Annotated in this window: 15 protein-coding genes; 9 read left to right on the top strand and 6 right to left on the bottom strand. The window is 42.4% G+C overall.

Annotated elements, in window-relative coordinates:
• Window positions 1–7: 7 nt before the first annotated feature.
• The 3 genes from SNR28_RS08460 to SNR28_RS08450 all read left to right on the top strand — a co-directional run bounded on the left by SNR28_RS08460 (window position 8) and on the right by SNR28_RS08450 (window position 2,909).
• Window positions 8–292 carry a hypothetical protein gene (locus SNR28_RS08460; protein ID WP_375748772.1) on the top strand — a complete coding sequence of 95 codons (285 nt, stop codon included), beginning with the start codon at window positions 8–10 and terminating at the stop codon, window positions 290–292.
• Between the two features lie 118 nt (window positions 293–410).
• Window positions 411–2,135 carry a diguanylate cyclase gene (locus SNR28_RS08455; protein ID WP_375748771.1) on the top strand — a complete coding sequence of 575 codons (1,725 nt, stop codon included), beginning with the start codon at window positions 411–413 and terminating at the stop codon, window positions 2,133–2,135.
• A 21-nt stretch (window positions 2,136–2,156) separates the two neighbouring features.
• Window positions 2,157–2,909, top strand: a complete 753-nt coding sequence (locus tag SNR28_RS08450; RefSeq protein WP_375748770.1) for a substrate-binding periplasmic protein — start codon at window positions 2,157–2,159, stop codon at window positions 2,907–2,909.
• 96 nt (window positions 2,910–3,005) lie between these two features.
• Here SNR28_RS08450 and SNR28_RS08445 read toward each other — a convergent pair whose 3' ends face one another.
• The 4 genes from SNR28_RS08445 to SNR28_RS08430 all read right to left on the bottom strand — a co-directional run bounded on the left by SNR28_RS08445 (window position 3,006) and on the right by SNR28_RS08430 (window position 7,313).
• Window positions 3,006–4,430: an alanine/glycine:cation symporter family protein gene (locus tag SNR28_RS08445; RefSeq protein WP_375748769.1), complete on the bottom strand. Its 1,425-nt coding sequence runs from the start codon at window positions 4,428–4,430 to the stop codon at window positions 3,006–3,008.
• Between the two features lie 22 nt (window positions 4,431–4,452).
• The gene (locus tag SNR28_RS08440) at window positions 4,453–5,619 is read right to left on the bottom strand and encodes an amidohydrolase (protein ID WP_375748768.1); all 1,167 of its coding nucleotides are present in this window, start codon (window positions 5,617–5,619) and stop codon (window positions 4,453–4,455) included.
• Window positions 5,620–5,709: 90 nt separating this feature from the next.
• Window positions 5,710–6,912 (bottom strand): diaminopropionate ammonia-lyase, encoded by a 1,203-nt coding sequence (gene dpaL, locus SNR28_RS08435; RefSeq protein ID WP_375748767.1) that lies wholly within the window; start codon window positions 6,910–6,912, stop codon window positions 5,710–5,712.
• A 17-nt stretch (window positions 6,913–6,929) separates the two neighbouring features.
• Entirely contained in the window at window positions 6,930–7,313 is a 384-nt protein-coding gene (locus SNR28_RS08430) for a RidA family protein (protein WP_375748766.1), read from the bottom strand.
• Window positions 7,314–7,998: 685 nt separating this feature from the next.
• Between SNR28_RS08430 and SNR28_RS08425 the strand changes: the two genes are divergently transcribed.
• Window positions 7,999–8,922 (top strand): LysR family transcriptional regulator, encoded by a 924-nt coding sequence (locus tag SNR28_RS08425; protein WP_375748765.1) that lies wholly within the window; start codon window positions 7,999–8,001, stop codon window positions 8,920–8,922.
• A 78-nt stretch (window positions 8,923–9,000) separates the two neighbouring features.
• Entirely contained in the window at window positions 9,001–10,188 is a 1,188-nt protein-coding gene (locus SNR28_RS08420; RefSeq protein WP_375748764.1) for a DEAD/DEAH box helicase, read from the top strand.
• 76 nt (window positions 10,189–10,264) lie between these two features.
• Here SNR28_RS08420 and SNR28_RS08415 read toward each other — a convergent pair whose 3' ends face one another.
• Both SNR28_RS08415 and SNR28_RS08410 read right to left on the bottom strand, forming a co-directional pair.
• The gene (locus SNR28_RS08415; protein WP_375748763.1) at window positions 10,265–10,864 is read right to left on the bottom strand and encodes a hypothetical protein; all 600 of its coding nucleotides are present in this window, start codon (window positions 10,862–10,864) and stop codon (window positions 10,265–10,267) included.
• Window positions 10,865–10,921: 57 nt separating this feature from the next.
• Window positions 10,922–12,034 (bottom strand): GGDEF domain-containing protein, encoded by a 1,113-nt coding sequence (locus SNR28_RS08410; protein WP_375748762.1) that lies wholly within the window; start codon window positions 12,032–12,034, stop codon window positions 10,922–10,924.
• A gap of 452 nt (window positions 12,035–12,486) precedes the next feature.
• Here SNR28_RS08410 and SNR28_RS08405 point away from each other — a divergent pair, with 452 nt between their 5' ends.
• Genes SNR28_RS08405 through SNR28_RS08390 form a run of 4 tightly spaced genes read left to right on the top strand, consistent with a single transcriptional unit; the run spans window position 12,487 to window position 19,499 of the window.
• On the top strand, window positions 12,487–14,502 hold the full coding sequence (locus SNR28_RS08405) for a TonB-dependent receptor plug domain-containing protein (RefSeq protein WP_375748761.1): 2,016 nt from the start codon (window positions 12,487–12,489) through the stop codon (window positions 14,500–14,502).
• A 9-nt stretch (window positions 14,503–14,511) separates the two neighbouring features.
• Window positions 14,512–15,054 (top strand): YfiR family protein, encoded by a 543-nt coding sequence (locus SNR28_RS08400; protein WP_375748760.1) that lies wholly within the window; start codon window positions 14,512–14,514, stop codon window positions 15,052–15,054.
• Between the two features lie 13 nt (window positions 15,055–15,067).
• Window positions 15,068–17,431: an ATP-binding protein gene (locus SNR28_RS08395; RefSeq protein ID WP_375748759.1), complete on the top strand. Its 2,364-nt coding sequence runs from the start codon at window positions 15,068–15,070 to the stop codon at window positions 17,429–17,431.
• Entirely contained in the window at window positions 17,424–19,499 is a 2,076-nt protein-coding gene (locus SNR28_RS08390; RefSeq protein WP_375748758.1) for an EAL domain-containing protein, read from the top strand. Before SNR28_RS08395 ends, SNR28_RS08390 begins: the two co-directional genes overlap by 8 nt.
• The last annotated feature ends 11 nt before the right edge of the window (window positions 19,500–19,510 follow it).

The following is a 19,510-nucleotide window of genomic DNA, read 5'->3' as shown; positions in this document are numbered from 1 at the left end:
GATTAAAATGGCTAAATATCAGTTTTTTATTGTTTCTGGTGGAGATAGAAGCGAGTTTACTTACCTTGAAATGGGTAAAGAGTCATTTCTTAGGGAGAAAGAGCAGTTGTTGAATTCAGGTTTTGAGGTAGATGGCGATGTTATCTATGCAGATAATCCTGAGGAAGCAACTAAAAAATTCAAATCTAACTTTACTCATGTCATGCATGAATTTAACAACAATAACTTACTAACTTCACTGATTCAGTATGTTGTTGATATGTTTTCTGCAAGACGGCAAAAAAAGAGTTAAGCCAGCTAAGCCCCTTTGTCTATGTATGACTCAAAGGGGCTTTTGTTTTTATATTGCGAAGTAAAACTTCTAAAGCGTCATATACTTATTGTTATCTGGAATAATTATTTAGAACAGCATGGCGCGAAACTCTGGTTTTATCAGGATTGTTTTTACCTTTTTCCTTACATTCTCCCAGTCTGTAATTGGTGCTGACGCACCGAGAGTTTTACTCATCAACTCATACCACATTCAGTATTCGTGGACTCAGCAGCTGGTTGAAGGTGTAACGAGCGAGTTATTGTCTTTAGTTCCTGAAGAGAACATTCATGTTGAGTTTATGGACTCACGGCGATTTATCGATGATCCGGAATATCATGAGCTTAAGAAGTCTCTTTTTCAGTACAAATATAATGAGTTTCCTTTAGACGTTGTCCTGGCCAGCGATGATGCGGCGTTCTACTTTCTTATGGAAAACGGGGACGAATTGTTTCCGGGGCTGCCTCTGGGCTTTATGGGTGTAAATGTTTTTAACCCTGACTCTGTCGTTGGTAAGGATAATGTGTTCGGCATAAAAGAAGGTATGGCGATAAAAGCCAATCTGGAACTCATTCTGAAATTGCAACCATCAGTGAAAAAAGTGGTTCTACTGGCAGACAAAACAGAACTAGGTAGGAGAATGGTATCCAGAGCGAATGATGTTCTTTCTGAACTAAATACAGAACCTGTCGTTGGTGGGCCGGAATTTGAAATATGGGATGACTTTCATTTCTCGGAATTACACCAACGCGTATTAAATTTGCCGTCTGACTCTGCGGTTCTTATGTTGGCTATCCATAAAGATAGTGGAGGGCAATACTTTTCTTATGCTCGTGACCTACCCAAGCTAGCTAATGAAAGTCCTGTTCCAGTGTACGGGATGTGGGGGGGAGGACTTATGCTGGGTAGAGGTATAGTAGGAGGTGCGATAAATGACCCTAAGCAGCAAGGTACGCTGTTAGCTAGCATGGCAAAAAGGGTATTGAATGGTACTTCTCCTCAAAGCATTGGTATTTTACCCAGTTCAGAGTTTTCTCCACGATTCGACTATAAGAATATGGAGAGGTTTGGACTTAGTTTAGAAAACGTACCTGAAGGTAGTGAGATTATTAATCACAATCCAAGTTATTTTGAAGAGCATAGAGAGGTTATCTTATATTCTTCTTACGTTATTGCCGCAATGACATTAGTGATAGCCATCTTATTGATAAATATAAGACGCCGTATACATGCAGAAAAAAATCTTAAGGCACTTAAGTTAGCACTTGAAGATAAAGTCAAAGAACAAACTGAAATTCTAAGGGCCCGCAATATCAAACTGGAAGAGTTATCGAGCTCAATGGCCAGGTTAGCTCATACAGACTCACTAACGGAGTCACCAAACCGTCGTGCTATCAATGATATATTGGATGATATTCTTTTTTTGGAGGGTGAAAATCGCCAGAAGACAGTTGCTATAGCTCTGGTTGATGTTGATGATTTCAAAGCTATTAATGATAAACACGGACACGGTGTAGGCGATAGTGTTCTGAAAGTAATAGCAAAAACAATGGAAAGTCATTTGCGGCCTCAGGACCTGCTAGGCCGTTGGGGAGGCGAAGAGTTTTTGGTTGTCCTTCAGGGAGTTGACTCCATAGCAGCGCTATCTCCGTGTGAAAGAATTCGTAGAGCCGTAGAGTCTATAGACAGTTTAGACTTTAAAATCACGATAAGCATCGGAGTGGCTGATACAGGTGAAGCGAGCAACAAAGAGGAGCTTATCATTCTTGCAGATAAGAGACTGTATCGGGCGAAGCAAAATGGCAAGAACCAGGTTTGTCTATAGCTATAGAACCAAAGGAAAGGTATGTATCGGTCTATCGCGTTACTAGTTTTGATGATTAGTCTGGTATCGGTTTCCCAGTCTGTATACTCGCAACCGAACCATCGATTCATCACTCACTATATTCCACCATTTACCTATGAGGAAAACGGTGAGTTCCGTGGTTTCGCGATCGATTTGATTAAAGAGATGATGACCTCACTTGGTCACCCAGTTTCGTTTGAAATGTATCCTTTCAGCAGAGGTTTGCGGAAAGTACAAACCACGTCAAACATTGCTTTTTTTATCGTTGCATGGCGAGAGGAACGGGATAAAACCGTCAAGTGGGTCGGACCGCTGATTACCAGTGGTGTGTACGTTTATAAACATAAAGATAATCCGGACTCCATCAGGACATTAGAGGATCTGTCCAAGGTACCGTTTCTTGGTGTAGGTAGGGGAAATGCAGATCATACGTATCTGGAGGGACTTGGATTTAAGAATATTTATCCTACTAATGATCAGCTAATTTCTTTACAAATGCTCGCCAGTGACAGAATTGACGCAACACCCATGAGCGAGTTGATATTGCCTGAGTTGGCAAAGAAAGCAGACATTGATTTATCCAGCATAAAGCGAACCGATCTAAAACTGTATGATTCTACCCTTTATCTTACTTTCTCACTGGACACCCCGGATGAAGAGGTGAATAAATGGCAGAAGGCTTTGGATAAATTAAAAGCAGATGGCCGCTACGACAAGTTATATAGAAAGTATGTATCCAACAACTCTAACTAATTAAGACAGGTCTTCCCTCAAAGTGCAAAGTGTCCCCTCTAAATCCAAAAAAAGTCCCACCAATGTATGGTGAGACTTCAGACTGTTTTTAACGCTCTAGCTTTCGAAGCGAACCTCTGAAACTCTGTTGGCTGGTTTTTCCAAGTCCGCTTCAGTTACATCTATGGTGTAGTCCCACACAGGCGTTTCGATACCTTCTTTGATTTGCTCATCGTAGTTTCTTAGTGCGAAGAATACATACTTGCTCAGATACATAAGAGCGATGATGTTCACAAACACCATGATTGCCAGAACAAAGTCGACCAGTGTCCACAGTGAATCAATGGATACAATCCCACTTACTACAACCAGAACTAACGCTATGACACGATAACCGTTGATTAGATTCTTGTTGTTACTGAACCACTGAAGGTTTACTTCGCCATAGTAAATATCGGCCAAAAGTGTTGTGAAACAGAACAGAGAAATCGCAATCAGTACAATGTATTTACCATTTTCACCATAACCCAATGCAAAGGCTTCCTGAGTCAGTTTGATGCCTGTCTCGCCAGTATCCATTGCACCCGTGATGATGATAGTGAAAGCAGTACAGCTACAAACAACGATAGTCGTAAAGAACACGCCTAGCATCGCAGAGAAACCTTGGTTTACTGGGTGTTTAACTAAAGCAGTAGCGTGCATACTTGGCGCAGTACCTACACCTGCATCGTTTGAGAACAGACCACGAGCAATACCGTAGCGAAGAGCTACAGCGATAGTGTAACCACCAATACCACCAGCAGCAGAATCAAATCTAAATGCTTCGGTCATGATTAGCGTAAATACGTCATCGATTAAGCTAAAGTTTGTAATAAGAACAAAGGCAGTACAACCGATGTAGATAGCGGCCATAAAAGGAACGAGATAAGATGCCACTTCAGATAAACGCTTAACACCACCAAAGATAACAGCAGCTACCAGAATCGCAGTAAAGATACCAGTGTGCAGAGGATCAATACCTAGAGCACCCTCAGCAGCCTGAGCAATAGAGTTACCCTGCACCATTAGGTAAATAAAGCCAATACCGAAAATCATACATGCAGAGAACACCATAGCCATCACTTTGTTGTTCATGCCGTAAGTCATGTAGTAAGCAGGACCACCACGGAATGTGCCGTCACCATTACTTTTACGGAACAGTTGTCCCAGTACGGCTTCTGCGAATGAGATAACCATACCCACAACAGCAGTCATCCACATCCAGAATATAGCACCAGGGCCACCGGAGAAAAGTGCGGCAGCAACACCCACAAGAGAGCCTGTACCAACCTGGCCGCCTAATGCAGCACATAAAGCTGCAAAGCCGGAGATACCGCCGGAAACGGACTTCTCTTTTTTAAAGTTAGTGAATAAGCTTTTGAAGTATCGTATCTGAGGAAACCCACACTTAATCGTGTAGAACACGCCAGAAACCATTAGCAGAGCAAGAATTAGATAGCCCCAGAATATACCGTTCAGGTATGACATAGCATCCATTATCATAAGTTTTATCTCTCAGTTTTTATTAAGCTAGTTGTTGTTCGATGATCTGACAATAGAATCCAGCCGCTACTGGCAAAATATCATCGTTATAGTCGTAGTTAGGGTTATGAAGGAAATAGCCGTTTGCACCTTCTGTACCGTTGCCAATAAACACGTAGCAACCTGATACTTTTTCAGCGAAGAAACCAAAATCTTCGGAGAAGCTTTTCTTCTCTCCGTTGGTATCGACTTTGTCTTCACCTACCAGTGCAATCGCCGCTTTTGCCGCTGCTTTGGTTTGCTCTACGGAGTTATAGGAAACTACAAATTCCCTGGAAACATGCACATCACCTTCAACGTGGTAAGTTTCACATGCCCCTTTGACGATCTCGTTCATACGTTTTTCTACAAGATCGGTATTTTTTGTGGTGTATGTTCGGTAGTCGCCCTTGATGGTTATTTTTGTCGGTACAACGTTTCTTGCGCCATCAGTCAGTATTTCTGTTACTGAACAAACGACGGTTTCCATTGGGTTGATTGTGCGCGAAACGATAGTCTGAAGACCACTAATAACCTGAGAAAGTGCAACTACCGGATCTGCTAACATGTGAGGTGAGGAAGCATGACCACCACGACCAACCAGGTTAATGGTGAACAAGTTTTCACTTGCCATCACACCACCCGAAGACATGTGAATTGAACCCGCTTCAAAGCCGGGTACGTTGTGGTAGCCGTAAACTTCATCGGTAGGGAATTTTTCGAACAGACCATCATTGATCATTGCCGTTGCGCCCTGACCATTCTCTTCGTCTGGTTGGAATAGGAAATGTACGGTTCCGTTAAAGTTACCTTCAGTAGCCAGATACTTAGCTGCACCTAGTAGTGAAGACGTATGACCATCGTGACCACAACCATGCATTTTGCCTGGAATGCACGATTTGTAAGGAACGTTTCCTGTTTCCTGTAGGCTAATACAGTCCATATCAGCTCGTAGAGCGACCGCTTTTTTACCTTCCCAGTCACCTTTACGAAGAACACCAACCACACCTGATTGCCCAATATTTTCGTGTACCTCGATTCCCCATTCTCTGAGCTTGTCAGCGACGAATTTAGAGGTCATTGGCAAATCAAACTGAAACTCAGGATGTTGGTGCAAATGGTGTCGCCATTCTGCCATTTCCTTCGCTAATTGTTCTGATATTTTGTTCATTTTGTTTCCGTTTAAGTTATTGAAATTATATTTTTAATATTTAAATTTTTTTAAAACTGATATTGGCTGACATTTATTTAATTTGGAGTGTTAGCTTGAATAAGCACCATTCCAAATTATGTTTTGGTAATTCACAGGATCGGTATTTCCTTCGGTACTTAGAATAAATACCGTCGAGTTTTTATCGAAACCAAATTGCTTCATTATGTTTTTAGCGTCAGGATGTGTTGCCAGGGTATATAGGACGCCCAAACCGATGGCGCCGGACTCGCCTGAAACCACTTTTGGATCATTTCCAATAGGGTTTGCCAGAACTCTCATACCTGTAGCTGCTAATGAGTCGTTGCAAGACATAAAGCCTGATGCATTTGCTTTGAGAATATCCCAACCGATAGAGCAAGGTTCACCGCACGCCAAGCCAGCCATGATGGTATCTAGATCATCAGTAACATTAACGATATTTCCGGTGACACCTGAGCGGTAAATACAGTCGGCTCTTTCAGGCTCTACGATGATACTTGTGAGGTTGTTTATCCCGTAGTGATTGGCAAACGCGCCCAATACACCACCTGCCATGGAGCCAACACCGGCTTGTAAGAGGATGTGTGTCGGAGCAACTTCAAGCTCATGCATTTGTTCAATACTTTCACTAACAATGGTTGTATAACCCTGCATGATCCAAAGAGGTATATCGGTGTACCCTTCCCAGGCGGTATCTTGAACAAACTTCCAGCCATTCTTCTGAGAAGCTTCGTAAGCAATACGCACTGTGTCGTCATAGTTAACATCCGTAACAATGACTTCTGCACCGAGCTTCTGAATGTTGTTCACTCGCTCCTCAGCAGTGCCCACTGGCATATAAATAACGGCATTCTGCCCCAATTTATCTGCTGCCCAAGCTAAACCTCGACCGTGATTTCCATCGGTAGCAGAAGTGAAGGTCATTGGCTCAGTAATTTTTGCTTTTAGGTTATCCAGACTTAACTGATCGGTAGGAATGTCGTATTTATTACCTAGCAGGCGAGCCACTGCATATGAGCCACCGAGCACCTTAAATGCATTTAAATCAAAGCGATAGTCTTCATCCTTCAATAGGATTCGGCCAATACCAAGTTTTTCTGCCAAAGCATCAAGCGAGTGCAGCGGAGTTCGTTCATAGCCAGGTAGTTGGCTATGAAAACTACGCACCAATTCAAGGTCATGCGCCTCAAAACCTTCGCTTAAACATGGAGATGCAAACTGGTTTTCGATACTTTTTAATACGTTTGGAATGGTTGTTTCTAGAGATTTCATGTTATGGCACCTAAAGGTTACTTGGTGAAAGCGATAGCTTCGACTTCGACCAGCACATCTTTTGGAAGGCGTGCAACTTCAACACATGAACGAGCTGGTGCCCCTTCGGTACCAAATACATCGGTATAAACTTCGTTGAATGCGACAAAGTCGTTCATGTCAGATAAAAAGCAGCAGGTTTTCAAAACCGTATCTAGTGATGCTCCGGCTTCTTCAAGAACGGCTTTTAGGTTCACAAGTGACTGTCGAGCCTGCTCTTTGATTCCGCCACTTACGATCTCCATTGATTCAGGATCTAAAGGCAGTTGGCCTGATGTGAAAACCATATCTGCCAAGCTAGTTCCCTGTGAATATGGGCCGATTGCTTTAGGCGCTAGCTCTGTATTAACGATTTTTTTCATGTGTACCTCGGAGAAAATTCAAATATGTTTCATTAAAAAGCGTTCGCTTGTGGAGTGATTAAACGCTATCAAGAGGAGGGAGATTCTTTGAAACAACAAATTTTCATTACCACTATGATGATTGCTCATAGTGGTAAGTTGTTTGAAAAATGAACAAGCTGCTTTGGGGTAAATGAATACTCTTTAAATCATTCTCATTACGGGAAAAGTACGACTGCTTCTCACGCTTTTGGAATAATTTAAATTTTTGATAAATAAGTGGTTATTGGCTTGGGTGAGTGATCGACAAGAACTTTCGGGCAAGAGAGTAATCGGCATATTTGCAAAAGTTTATGCGATACCTTTAAAGTTAAGAGTGATTAACTATCGGCATTACTGATGACTTTATCTATTGAGTTACATCACAATATTTTTACGAATTTGATTAATATCAAAATCTAAATAATGTGATCTATCTTATTTAATAAAGACAGAGAAACATAAATCTTAGTTAATTAGTTTAGACTAGTGATTGCTATAACGTTGAATAAAAGTAAATCAATTAACAGGAATGTAACAGGTCGATTGTTGGTATAATATAGATATAGAAATTTTATTCGTTAATATTTTTAATAGTAAAGAGATTAATATTATTTGTCAGTTATAGAGTTAAATATACCCAATAATCGAAAAGCGTTGGTATAAAGTGAAAAATAATAACCTTAACTTATTGCGAACTTTACAAATACTGCTGGAAGAGTGCCACGTTAGCCATGCCGCTGAGCGTTTACACCTCACCCAGTCTGCAGTTAGTCGCCAGCTCACTCAGCTTAGGGAACTGTTTGATGATCAGTTACTGGTTCGGGAGAAAAACCATTTGGTTCCGACTCCTAGAGCCGAACAGCTTAAGGGGAAGCTAGATGGGCTGCTGACTGAGTGTGACCATCTGTTTGAGCCCGAGGTCTTTGAGCCAGCTCGGTGGGAAGGGCAGGTGGCTATAGCTTCATCCGATCATGTGGCTCAATATTTTATGCCCGACCTTGTTGATAAATTAGGAGAGGAAGCTCCGGATCTGAATGTTATTTACCACTCTTGGTCTCCTAAAAAATATGAACACCTGGGTGAACTGGATATTCAGTTAGTATCAAGTACATTGCCAAAGCCACCTGATGGATTATCTGGAATGCTTATTGGTGAAGATCATCCGGTATGCGTTATGAGTACAAAGCATCCACTGGCAAAATCATCCTCACTGGATCTGGATAGCTTTCTAAGCTTTAATCACGCTTCCGTTGTTGGAGGCGGTGATAAAGATAGTTTTGTGGACCAATGGTTATCAGAACAAGGGTTAAGCCGACGAGTACAATTTACTGTCCCTTTTTTTTCATCGGCTTTATCTGCAATATGCCGCAGAGACTTACTCCTTGTGATACCAGAGCATATAGCGATTAGCATGAAACAGAACTTTCCTGTCACTTACTTCCCTATGCCGTTTCGTGTTCCAAAGCAGAGGTATTGGCTTATATGGCACCCTAAATATGACAACGATGCTTCACACAAATGGTTCCGGGACACCGTTCTTGGTGTCATGCAAAGCTCGTTTTGCTTAAGAGCAATGGTAAATCAATAGGGCAAGCATTCTCAGCTTGCCCCGAACCGCTTCTACAACTAGACTAGCGGCCATTCCTACCAGCCATCAGAGATTCCCATGTCATTTTCTAAACTTGGATTAAGCGATCCTATCGTTAAAGCCGTAGCCGATGCCGGTTATGAAACTCCTACCATTATTCAGAAGAAGGCCATTCCGGTTGTTCTGAAAGGAGAGAATCTGATTGCTGCTGCGCAAACTGGTACAGGTAAAACCGCTAGTTTTGTGTTACCTATCTTGGAAATGCTAAGCAAGGGTGAAACTCAGCGCAAAAAGCGTGCTCGTGCAGTGATTCTCGTACCAACACGAGAGTTGGCTATTCAGGTTGAGAAGAGCATCGAAGTGTATGGCAAGCACCTTGGCCTTAAAGCGATGGCGGTATTTGGCGGTGTAGATGATGCGCCACAAAAAGCTCGCTTGATCGAAGGAATCGATATCCTGGTGGCAACGCCTGGTCGTTTGATTGATCTATATGGTCAACGAGCGGTTCACTTTGATGAGGCTGAAATCCTTGTATTGGATGAAGCAGATCGAATGCTGGATATGGGCTTTATCGAGGACATAAATAAAATTATTGCTCGTTTGCCGGAAGACATACAGAACCTGTTATTTTCAGCAACGTTGTCTAACCCGGTTCGTGAGCTAGCGAGATCTGCCATCAACGATCCGCATGAAATCAGTATTACTAAACATGCGGCCTCCAAAGCGAATATCGAACAATGGTTAATTACTGTAGATAAAGATACAAAGTCAGCTCTGTTAGCGCATCTGCTTAAGGAAGATCGCTGGGAACAGGCTTTGATCTTTATTGAAACCAAACATGGCGCTGCAAAACTGGTTTCTCAACTGGAAAAACGTGGCATTGCTGCTGATGCGATTCACGGTGGAAGAAATCAGGCATCACGTAATAAGGTTCTGGAATCCTTTAAGTCTGGTGAACTCAAATATCTGATTGCAACAGGCGTTGCGGCTCGTGGTATTGATATTGATAACCTGCCTTGCGTTATCAACTACGACCTTCCATATCCTGCGGATGAGTATGTACACCGTATTGGTCGTACAGGGCGTGCAGATGCGGCTGGTGAAGCTTTGTCTTTAGTCTCTAAAGATAGTTTTAAGAACCTTTGTATGATTGAAAGCCGCCTTGGACATCTTATAGAGCGACGCACTATCGAAGGGTTTACTCCTAAGAAAGAGGTTCCTATATCAATTCTGAACTACGTTCCAAAGCATAAGCGCAAAGAGTAGAAGTAACAAAAAAGCCAACCTCAGTTTTTGGGGTTGGCTGCGTTTTTAGCGCTGATGTATAGGCTATTTCAGCAGTTTAATCAAAATCACCACATGTAGCGCCGGTGCTTTCGCAATGCTCCCTGGCTTTGTCTTTTGAGCTGTTGATCAAACCAACTTCTTTTAGGTATCTAAGCTTTATTCGTTCTACTTTAGAGAGTAGTTCGTCTGCTTGTTTTTGAAGGTTAATTCCTTTTCTCATATTGTCGCGACCGGCTTTGTAATCTTTATAATTATCTTCGTCGTAGCAGTAGTCCGCCAGTTTTTCCCATAGCTCTTTATTGGTTTTTAGTTTTTTCATGGTGGCGAGGATTTTGCTTCTAACTTTGTTGAGTTTTATAACTTCATCCATAAAGAGATCTTTCTGAGTGTTGAGAGCGAGTTTTGCTGCGTCATTATCACCTAGCCAAATCTGAGCTAACTGATCAGAGTTAAAGCTATCCTGGAGAAACTCGTAACTGTTATATTGCTCGATCTCGATATTGGCAGCTTTAACATTCCCGTTGTATCTCTTCTCTTGCTTTTTGTAATAACTCGTTGAGGTTTCCCAGTTTTTAGTTGTGCAGTATCTGGCTGCAGCGGGATCAGCAGAGAGCAAAAACAGAAGAGGGACAACAATCAATGATAGCTTTTTCACAACAAACTCCATATCGAACCATTTAAAATATAAGACGAGAAGAATCGAATCGTTGTTTTAACTCAGCTGAATGGCTCTTACACAATTTTTACCTGCGTCCTTAGCGAGATAAACAGATGTGTCTGCGGCTTTTATCAGTTCGCTGGCTTCTAGCATAGATTCGTCAAGTTCAGCAACGCCAACACTGATACTGCCTTCCCAGCAGTAATTTTCATATTGGATTTTGATAGCCTGTACCTTGGTGAGTACGGTATTTGCCAAACTCATAGCTTGATGAAGATTAAGTCCGGGGCATATAACAAGAAATTCATCGCCACCTAGTCGGCAAACTTCATCTTCACTGCGATATTTTGATAAAAAGGTTTCTGACAGGGTCTTTAGCAAGTCATCCCCTGCGTCATGCCCTGCATTGTCGTTAACCTGCTTGAACAGGTCGACATCAAGTAGCATACATGCGAGAGACGTCTTTTGATCAACAGATGCTTTCCAATGCCTGTCTATTGCGTTCATGGCGTATCGACGATTTGGAAGCTGAGTGAGAGCATCGGTCAGAGAGAGTTTCTCAAGCTTTCGATTGGCATCAGAGAGTTCTTTCGTGCGCAGTTCAACCTTATCTTCCAGAGACTGATTCAGCAGAATAAGTTCTTTATTTCGATCTGAGACTTGCTCAAACATCGCTTTTAGGGCTTTCAACAATGGCCCAACCGCTTCGTCGTGTTCACGTTCTTCATCAAGATAAGCTTGCTTCGGGTCCATACCTTTTTCAATGGCGTTGACTTGTCTCGCCATATTTTGGTCGCTGCCAAGTATGTGATATACCAGCCAGTTCACAAGAAAGTCGAGCAGTTGGGTGGAATGTTCTTCACTGTATGAATCGAAGGAATCTGCGAACTCTTTTAGATCCTGAACGAACTTTTGATGGGTAGCAAAGTGCTCATCCCGGTGCTCTTTAGCTACGCCCGCTTTTACCATCATCCTCTCTTCTTCATGAAAGTGGTAAAGCGTGTATTCTGTGAGTTCGTTCAGTACTTTTGCGCTTTCTACAGCAGAGTATTTCTGTTCGGCGGTCATTGTACTGTACTTGTTCACCAGAGAGACAAGATATTTGTGCTGTTCATCAACATCAGCAATGCCAGTCTCGAAGCTTTTATCCCATTGAAAAGATTTCATTTTTTATCCTGATGTATTTCCGTACTGAATTTATTATATAGAAAACAGTTTCATAAAGAAGTGGCTTAACTATCACTTCATGCACTCTTTATAAAGCGTGACCAAAGGGTTTTTACTCTAAAATTCATCAAAAAGTTGCTCATTTCTAAAATTACTTGCTTTACTTATAAAGCGCACAATTACTTGTTGTTATGAATGAAATTTAACCACTGAAGTTTGCGCATCTTGATGGAGGTTCAGTACTTTTTCTGCCGAAGATCAAAGTGTGTATCGATTTGTGCCAACTAATTAAGAAAATAATACCTAACTAGTATCATATGAAGGCTATATAAGGTAAAACTATTATATTAGCTCTTAAAATTCTTCAAGTTTATATAACAAATAAAAATATGAGCTAAATAAGAAACACAGGATGTGTTCGCTTTTATAGAGTTTGTCAGGAGTCATTGGTTATGGTTACCAGATCAAAAATTGTAGGGGTATTGCCTCTATTTTTCGCCTTCGCTGGCTATTCACAGGACTTCACTGAGCTAAGTCTTGAAGACTTAATGCAGATTGAAGTCACTTCAGTAAGTAAGAAATCAGAAAAACTATCTAATGCCGCAGCAGCAGTATATGTCGTCACTCAAAACGAGATTCGACGATCCGGTGCGACCTCCATTCCAGAAGTTTTGAAATTTGTTCCCGGCATGCATGTTGCTCAGGTTGACAATAATAAGTGGGCAATCGGTATGCGAGGCTTTAATGGCCGACTAGAGAATAAGCTACTGGTGTTGATTGATGGTAGAAGTGTCTACACCTCTACCTACTCAGGTGTGTTTTGGGAAAACCATGAGTACGCACTTGATGACATCGAAAGAATAGAGGTTATTCGTGGACCCGGAGCGACATTATGGGGAACCAATGCCGTAAATGGTGTTATTAACATCATTACCAAAGAGGCCGCTGACACTAAAGGTACGTTGATAAAGCTTGCCGCCGGAAACGAACTAAAAGGTTTAGCTGTTGGTAGGTTTGGTGCGGATGTATCAGAAAATACACAAATGCGTGTCTATGCGAAAACAAGAAAGCTAGATGAGAACGTCGATACCAAGGGAAACAAGCTTAATACCGATGCAGATTACCTCCAGTCAGGCTTTCGTATGGATTGGCAGGGAGATATGGGGCATTTACTCACTGTACAGGGTGATATTTTTGACCACGATCTTGATCAGGATCTAACCGCTGTTGCTACTAGTGCACCATTTATTCCTTATCGAGTTCAAGACACTGTAGGGACGAATGGAGGCAATCTAAATACTCGTTGGAGCAAACCTATGGGGTTAGATTCGGAGCTGAGCGTGCAGCTTTGGTATGACTATTATGAGCGGGATGATATTCGTTATGACGAGCGCTCAGATACCATAGATCTGAGCGTTGAGCATCAATTTAAACCCTTTACAGACAACACCGTAGTTTGGGGAGGGGGATATCGATGGAATCAAAACAAGATAGAGAGTGGCTTGTTATTCAAAGTAGATCAAGAGAAAGATGAACTCAATATTTGGAACCTATTTGCACAAGATACGATTGAGTTTACGGAATCAGATATATCTCTAACCTTAGGGACTAAAGTAGAAGGGAATACTTACAGCGATATAGAGGTCCAACCGAACATAAGAATGAGTTGGGTACCTACCATGCAATTTACTCTCTGGGGAGCGATATCAAGAGCAACACGTATTCCTTCGCGGGGCGAGAACGATATCAGTGTAGTAACCCTCAGTTCTCCTGCTGGTACCATTCCTGGAATGCCTCTTCCATTACTGGTGACAGTAGAAGGATCAGATTCGTTTGATTCGGAAGAGGTAAATGCATATGAACTTGGTATGCGATGGATGCCCATATCGGCACTGGCTTTAGACTGGAACATTTACTTCAATGACTACGAAAATGTAAGAAGTTATACCCAAGGTACTCCCGACTGCAGCAGCATGACCTTATGCACCCTAGAGCTCACACTGGCGAATAACACTTCTGGTCATGCATATGGGAGTGAGTTGTTGGCAACCTGGCATGCAACTGAATACAGCCGATATAAGCTGAGTTACTCGTTTAATGAAGTTGATCTGAATGATATTCAGTCGAATGTTTACAATGATTCTTTGATATCCCTTGTGGAAGATCGATCACCTAATCATCAGGTATCTGCGTGGGCAAGCTATGATATTGCATCTAACTGGGAATTGGATTTACGAGTTTTTTATAAAGACGAGCAAAAGTGGACACTTTATGACGGTGATAATATCGAAGCCTTCACAAATGCCGACGTAAGACTCGGTTGGTTAGCTACGGACTGGGTTCAGCTAGCACTTGTCGGGAAGAATATCTTGCATAGCAGTCACTCAGAGTTCAACAATTCTGAAACCTGGACCACGGTTACCGCGATAGAAAGAAGCGTTTTTGTCAGTGCAACGATGAACTGGTAGGGCTGCTTTATGTCACGATTTAGTTACGCAAGACAAGTAGTATTTTCAGTTTTGTTACTGGTGCAGTTAGTTGTTCCTGCACAGGCAAAACAGGAGACGCTTGCGAACCTGAAATCGGCTTATATCTATAACATCGCAAAGTTTACTAGCTGGCCAGAGAGCCAGAGCCGCAGTGACATGACATCTATAAACTTCTGTCTATATGGAAGCAATGAAGTCATAGAACGGCTACAAGGTATAGAAGGTAAGACGATTGGTAAGAGATTGAGCCGTGTCATCATGCCCAGCGAGGTAAGTGATTTTAAACGGTGCCATGTACTTTATATTGCACCTGAAGAGAGGAAAAGGTACCGCTATATTCTTTCCCTGATAGACGAGAAGCAAGTTATCACCATTAGCGACGATGAACGTTTTATTAAAAGTGGTGGCTTAATCAACCTGACTGAAATTGAGCAGCGGCTAAGGTTTCAGATTAATGTTGGGTTACTTGAAACGCAGGAGCTACATATCAGCTCCCATTTGCTGAAACTAGCAATTTTGGTTGATGAGTAAGGAAGTAGGCAGGATGTATAGGAAACAACCATCCATCAGAAATCAGTTAACGGTGCTCGGGTTTGTCTCGGGAACTCTGGTGGCATTCGTGATCACCATATTAACTGCTGTCGTTCAGTATAGTGATTCCTACGTAGAGTCAAAAAATGAACTCACCACACTAGCAAGAATCATTGCCAGTCAGAACACCGCTTCTGTCAGTTTCTCGGACTCAGTTGCTGCTCTGGAAACCCTCCAGAGTTTGTCTGCGAAACCTGAAATAGTGATGGCCCGAATTTACACTTCTGACTCTGAGCCTCTCGCGGAATATGTGAAATCAGGCAATGAAAAGCTAAAGAGCATAAGACTTAAAGTTGATGATATAAACATGGAGTTAGATGGGTATTTAGTTGAAGCCGAGCCAATTATTCTCAACGAGAAGGTGATTGGTCATGTTGTCATTATTGACGATTTGGGTGGGTTGAAACAGAAGCTCGTCATGCAAATTCCTTTTGCATTTGCCTGTATTTTACTTGGAACAATAGTGGCTTACATCGCTTCAAACCGTATGCAAAGGCATATCTCTCAACCAATACTCTCTCTGACCAATACCATGGAGAGAGTTTCTCAGAACAAGGATTATCACCTCAGAATCAATAATGATCGCAGAGATGAAATTGGCGCTTTGATGACCGGGTTCAACATGATGTTAGAGCAAGTCGATATCAGGGAACGAAAACTTGAGCAACACAGAGATAATCTGGAAGCGGAAGTTGAGCGCAGGACGGTAGAACTTGTGGCAGAAAAAGAGCGGGCAGAAGCTGCAAACAAAGCAAAAAGTGAGTTTCTCGCAACCATGAGCCACGAAATTCGCACGCCAATGAATGGCATTCTTGGTATGACAGAGTTGCTGCTAAATAGCGAACTCACAGAAAAGCAGCGTCACTTTGCATCCATCAGTCACCAGTCGGGGGAGAACCTGCTCTCGATCATCAACGATATTCTCGATTTTTCGAAAATTGAATCCGGAAAGATGGCCATCGAAAATATTCCGTTCAACTTGCGTGAGTTGATAGATAACCTTGGAAGCCTCTTTAGTGAGCAGGCGATGAAGAAGAACCTGGATTTAGTCATCTCTTATCACCCCTCATTGACTAACATCTACAACGGTGATCCGGTCCGTCTGCGACAAATCCTGATTAACTTAATTAGCAATGCGATTAAGTTTACTGAAAAGGGCAATGTCACCATTAGAGTCTCCCCTTATTCGGCTGACGGGGAGGAGATGATCCGATTTGAAGTTAATGATACGGGAATCGGAATAGCACCTGAAAAGCTGGATCACATATTCACGTCCTTTGCTCAGGCGGACAGCTCTACAACTCGTAAGTTTGGAGGCACTGGTCTTGGACTTTCAATAGCTAAACAGATTGTGTCAATGATGGGGGGAGTGATTCAGGTCGACTCTCAAAAAGGTAAAGGCAGCTGCTTTGTGTTTACAGTTCCACTGAGCTCAAGCGAGAGGGTGGTTGATACTGAAGCGCCTCTTGAGGCTGAACCTTCAGACGTTGAAGACTTTGTGTTCTCATACCCCTACAAGATCTTGCTGGTGGAAGACAACGAGGTCAATCAGGAGGTAGCAACCATCATGCTGGAGTCTATGGGGCTTCAGGTGGATGCGGCAATTAATGGTAGAGAGGCAATTTCAAAGTTAAAACAAGGGGTTTATGACCTGGTATTGATGGATATTCAAATGCCGGTTATGGACGGGCTGGATGCAACAAGAGCGATCAGAGCTCAGGAAGAGGCATTAAATGCTAATAGTTTGCCTGTCATTGCATTGACCGCAAATGCAATGGAAGGAGATATGGAGCGTTGTCTGGAAGCGGGAATGGATAGCTACTTAAGCAAGCCGTTTTCCCGGACTCAGCTATTAGATGTGATTCGTGGAAAGCTTGCTACGCCAAGAGAGTACCCTCAGTTAACATCTCATCATATTGAAGAGCAAGAGGGTCAAGAATCCGACAAAGACACACCCGTGGTTGATCCATCGGTATTGCAGGCGATAAACGACATTCACCCTTCCGACTCAGGTCATCTTATCGATAAGGTGATCGATATGTTTTTAACCTCTTTGGACAACGCAATATCGACGTTTAGTGAGTATGACGATTACGAAAATCTAAGATTCGCTGCGCATAGCTTAAAGTCGAGCAGCGCAAATGTGGGGGCATTAACCCTTTCGGAGTTAAGTCGTAAGTTAGAAGTTGCAGCAAAAGATCAAGATTCAGATCAAGCCAGTGAACTGATCCAGTTCATTAGCAATGAATCAACCAGTGTTAAGCAGTACTTTGAGGTCTACCTCAACGAAAAAGCGAGTGAGGCCGTTGATGGATAATAAGAAGGTTCTGATTGTTGAAGATGATGCCGTGTCGCGGTTGCTCCTCAGTGAGGCCATCAATCAGATGAATGAGTTTGAAGTATTTGAAGCTGAGAATGGAAAACTGGCTCTGGACTTGTTTCATCAGTATACCTTCGACATTATTTTGCTGGATATTAATCTACCTGATTTTAGTGGGTTTGATATTTGTAGTTATATCCGGCAGGCTAGGCACGGGAATGATACTCCTGTTGTTATGATCACAAGCATGGATGATAGGGAGTCTATCGAAAGCGCATACAATTATGGGGCAACAGATTTTATTGTGAAGCCGATTAATTGGTCACTTTTTGGCTATCGTCTTCGCTATATTCTTCGCTCCCGTCGGGATTATCTTGCACTTAAAGAGAGTGAAAAACGCCTTGAGTATGCGCAGGAAATTGCTCGCCTCGGGCATTGGGAGCTGGATACAGAAAAAGATCAGCTCAGGTTTTCTATGAATCTTTGCAAAATGATTGGGATTCCCGGTACCAGTTACGAGCACGGGATACAGTACTTTGTCGACCTAGTTCATACCTCTGATCGCCATAATTTTCATTTTTTATTAGATAACACGCTAAACAAAAATGAGCCGTTCAGGCTGGAAACGCGCATACAAATAAATGAACACAAAACGCTATTTGTTGTCATTCAGGGACGATTGGAAAGAGATGGTAGTACCAAAGTTGTGGGTACTTTGCAGGACATATCCGTGCAGAAACTGTCTCAGGAGAGGCTAACCCATATTGCTCATCATGATGCCCTGACTGATTTGCCTAATCGAACTCTGTTCCACCGCTTGATGGAAGGTTCTATCCAGCGTTCTCAACGCTCAGGCCTTAAAGTTGCCTTGTTGTTTATTGATCTGGACAGGTTTAAGAACATTAACGACTCGCTTGGGCACCATGTCGGAGACGAGCTTCTTATTCAGGTCGCGAGCCGCTTAAAGAACGCGGTTCGTGCGTATGACTCAGTGGCTCGATTAGGTGGCGATGAATTCGCTATTTTGCTCGACTCAGTAGAAAGTGCCCATGATATAACGGCTCTAACACACCGAATTTTGGAGGAGTTCAATACACCGTTTAACGTTCTTGAATATAGTCTGCACGTTAAGGCCAGTATTGGTATTAGTGTCTATCCTGATGATGGTAAGACACATGACAAACTACTCAGAAATGCAGATACAGCCATGTATCAGGCCAAAAGTTCAGTGGACGAGAAACTTAAGTTTTATTCATCTGAGCTAACACAGGAAACCATCAGAAACTGGTCAATGGAAAATGAGCTTCGAGAGGCGTTGGACAACGATAATTTCTATCTGCATTATCAGCCAAAGATGTGTTCAATCAGCGATCAGGTTATTGGGGTAGAAGCGCTGATACGCTGGGACCGGGGTGACAAAGAACAGATTCCACCTTCTGAGTTTATACCAGTTGCAGAAATGGCGGGCATGCTTGTACCTATCGGGAAATGGGTTATCTCTACTGCCATAAAGCAGCTAGCAAGTTGGCAAGATACCGTTTGCTCTGAGTTAACAATTGCCGTCAATGTGTCCGCTAGTCAGTTAAATAGTGATGATTTTTGCGACTTCATTGAAAGTGAGTTGAAAAAGTATTCCGTCAAACCCGAGCTATTCGAAATAGAGATTACAGAAGACTCGTTGATTGCCAGTGAGCCTAACGATGGAGGCTTCCAGCAAGCGTTGACAACGTTACGAGAGTTAGGTATTCGGATGGCTATTGACGATTTTGGTACCGGTTATTCCTCTCTGGGGCAACTCAAACTACTGCCCATCTCACAGCTAAAAATTGATAAGTCTTTTGTGGACTGTATTCCCGAGCAGGAAAAAGACGTAGCAATCATTCGATCAATCGTAGATTTCGCCCGAAACTTGGGCCTAGAAGTTATTGCTGAAGGTGTCGAAACTGAAGAACAACTCACCTCTCTGAAGCACTACGGCTGTGACCAGATACAAGGTTTCGTAAACTATAAACCCATGTCTGCAGATGCCATTGAAGAGATAATGAATACATCTCGTGAAAACTAAAAATAGAACAG

This window comes from Vibrio iocasae, assembly GCF_042245395.1.
GTDB classification, from domain to species: Bacteria; Pseudomonadota; Gammaproteobacteria; order Enterobacterales; family Vibrionaceae; genus Vibrio; species Vibrio iocasae.
The sequence above is the reverse complement of the archived record's forward strand: the minus strand, read 5'-3'. Positions and strand labels throughout refer to the sequence as shown.

Excerpts from the sequence above, each read along its gene's own strand:
- SNR28_RS08445 (WP_375748769.1), bottom strand. The coding sequence starts at position 4,430 with ATGATAATGGATGCTATGTCATACCTGAACGGTATATTCTGGGGCTAT.
- SNR28_RS08430 (WP_375748766.1), bottom strand. The coding sequence starts at position 7,313 with ATGAAAAAAATCGTTAATACAGAGCTAGCGCCTAAAGCAATCGGCCCA.
- SNR28_RS08390 (WP_375748758.1), top strand. The coding sequence starts at position 17,424 with ATGGATAATAAGAAGGTTCTGATTGTTGAAGATGATGCCGTGTCGCGG.
- dpaL (WP_375748767.1), bottom strand. The coding sequence starts at position 6,912 with ATGAAATCTCTAGAAACAACCATTCCAAACGTATTAAAAAGTATCGAA.
- SNR28_RS08450 (WP_375748770.1), top strand. The coding sequence starts at position 2,157 with ATGTATCGGTCTATCGCGTTACTAGTTTTGATGATTAGTCTGGTATCG.
- SNR28_RS08400 (WP_375748760.1), top strand. The coding sequence starts at position 14,512 with ATGTCACGATTTAGTTACGCAAGACAAGTAGTATTTTCAGTTTTGTTA.
- SNR28_RS08455 (WP_375748771.1), top strand. The coding sequence starts at position 411 with ATGGCGCGAAACTCTGGTTTTATCAGGATTGTTTTTACCTTTTTCCTT.
- SNR28_RS08420 (WP_375748764.1), top strand. The coding sequence starts at position 9,001 with ATGTCATTTTCTAAACTTGGATTAAGCGATCCTATCGTTAAAGCCGTA.
- SNR28_RS08395 (WP_375748759.1), top strand. The coding sequence starts at position 15,068 with ATGTATAGGAAACAACCATCCATCAGAAATCAGTTAACGGTGCTCGGG.
- SNR28_RS08440 (WP_375748768.1), bottom strand. The coding sequence starts at position 5,619 with ATGAACAAAATATCAGAACAATTAGCGAAGGAAATGGCAGAATGGCGA.
- SNR28_RS08410 (WP_375748762.1), bottom strand. The coding sequence starts at position 12,034 with ATGAAATCTTTTCAATGGGATAAAAGCTTCGAGACTGGCATTGCTGAT.
- SNR28_RS08460 (WP_375748772.1), top strand. The coding sequence starts at position 8 with ATGGCTAAATATCAGTTTTTTATTGTTTCTGGTGGAGATAGAAGCGAG.
- SNR28_RS08405 (WP_375748761.1), top strand. The coding sequence starts at position 12,487 with ATGGTTACCAGATCAAAAATTGTAGGGGTATTGCCTCTATTTTTCGCC.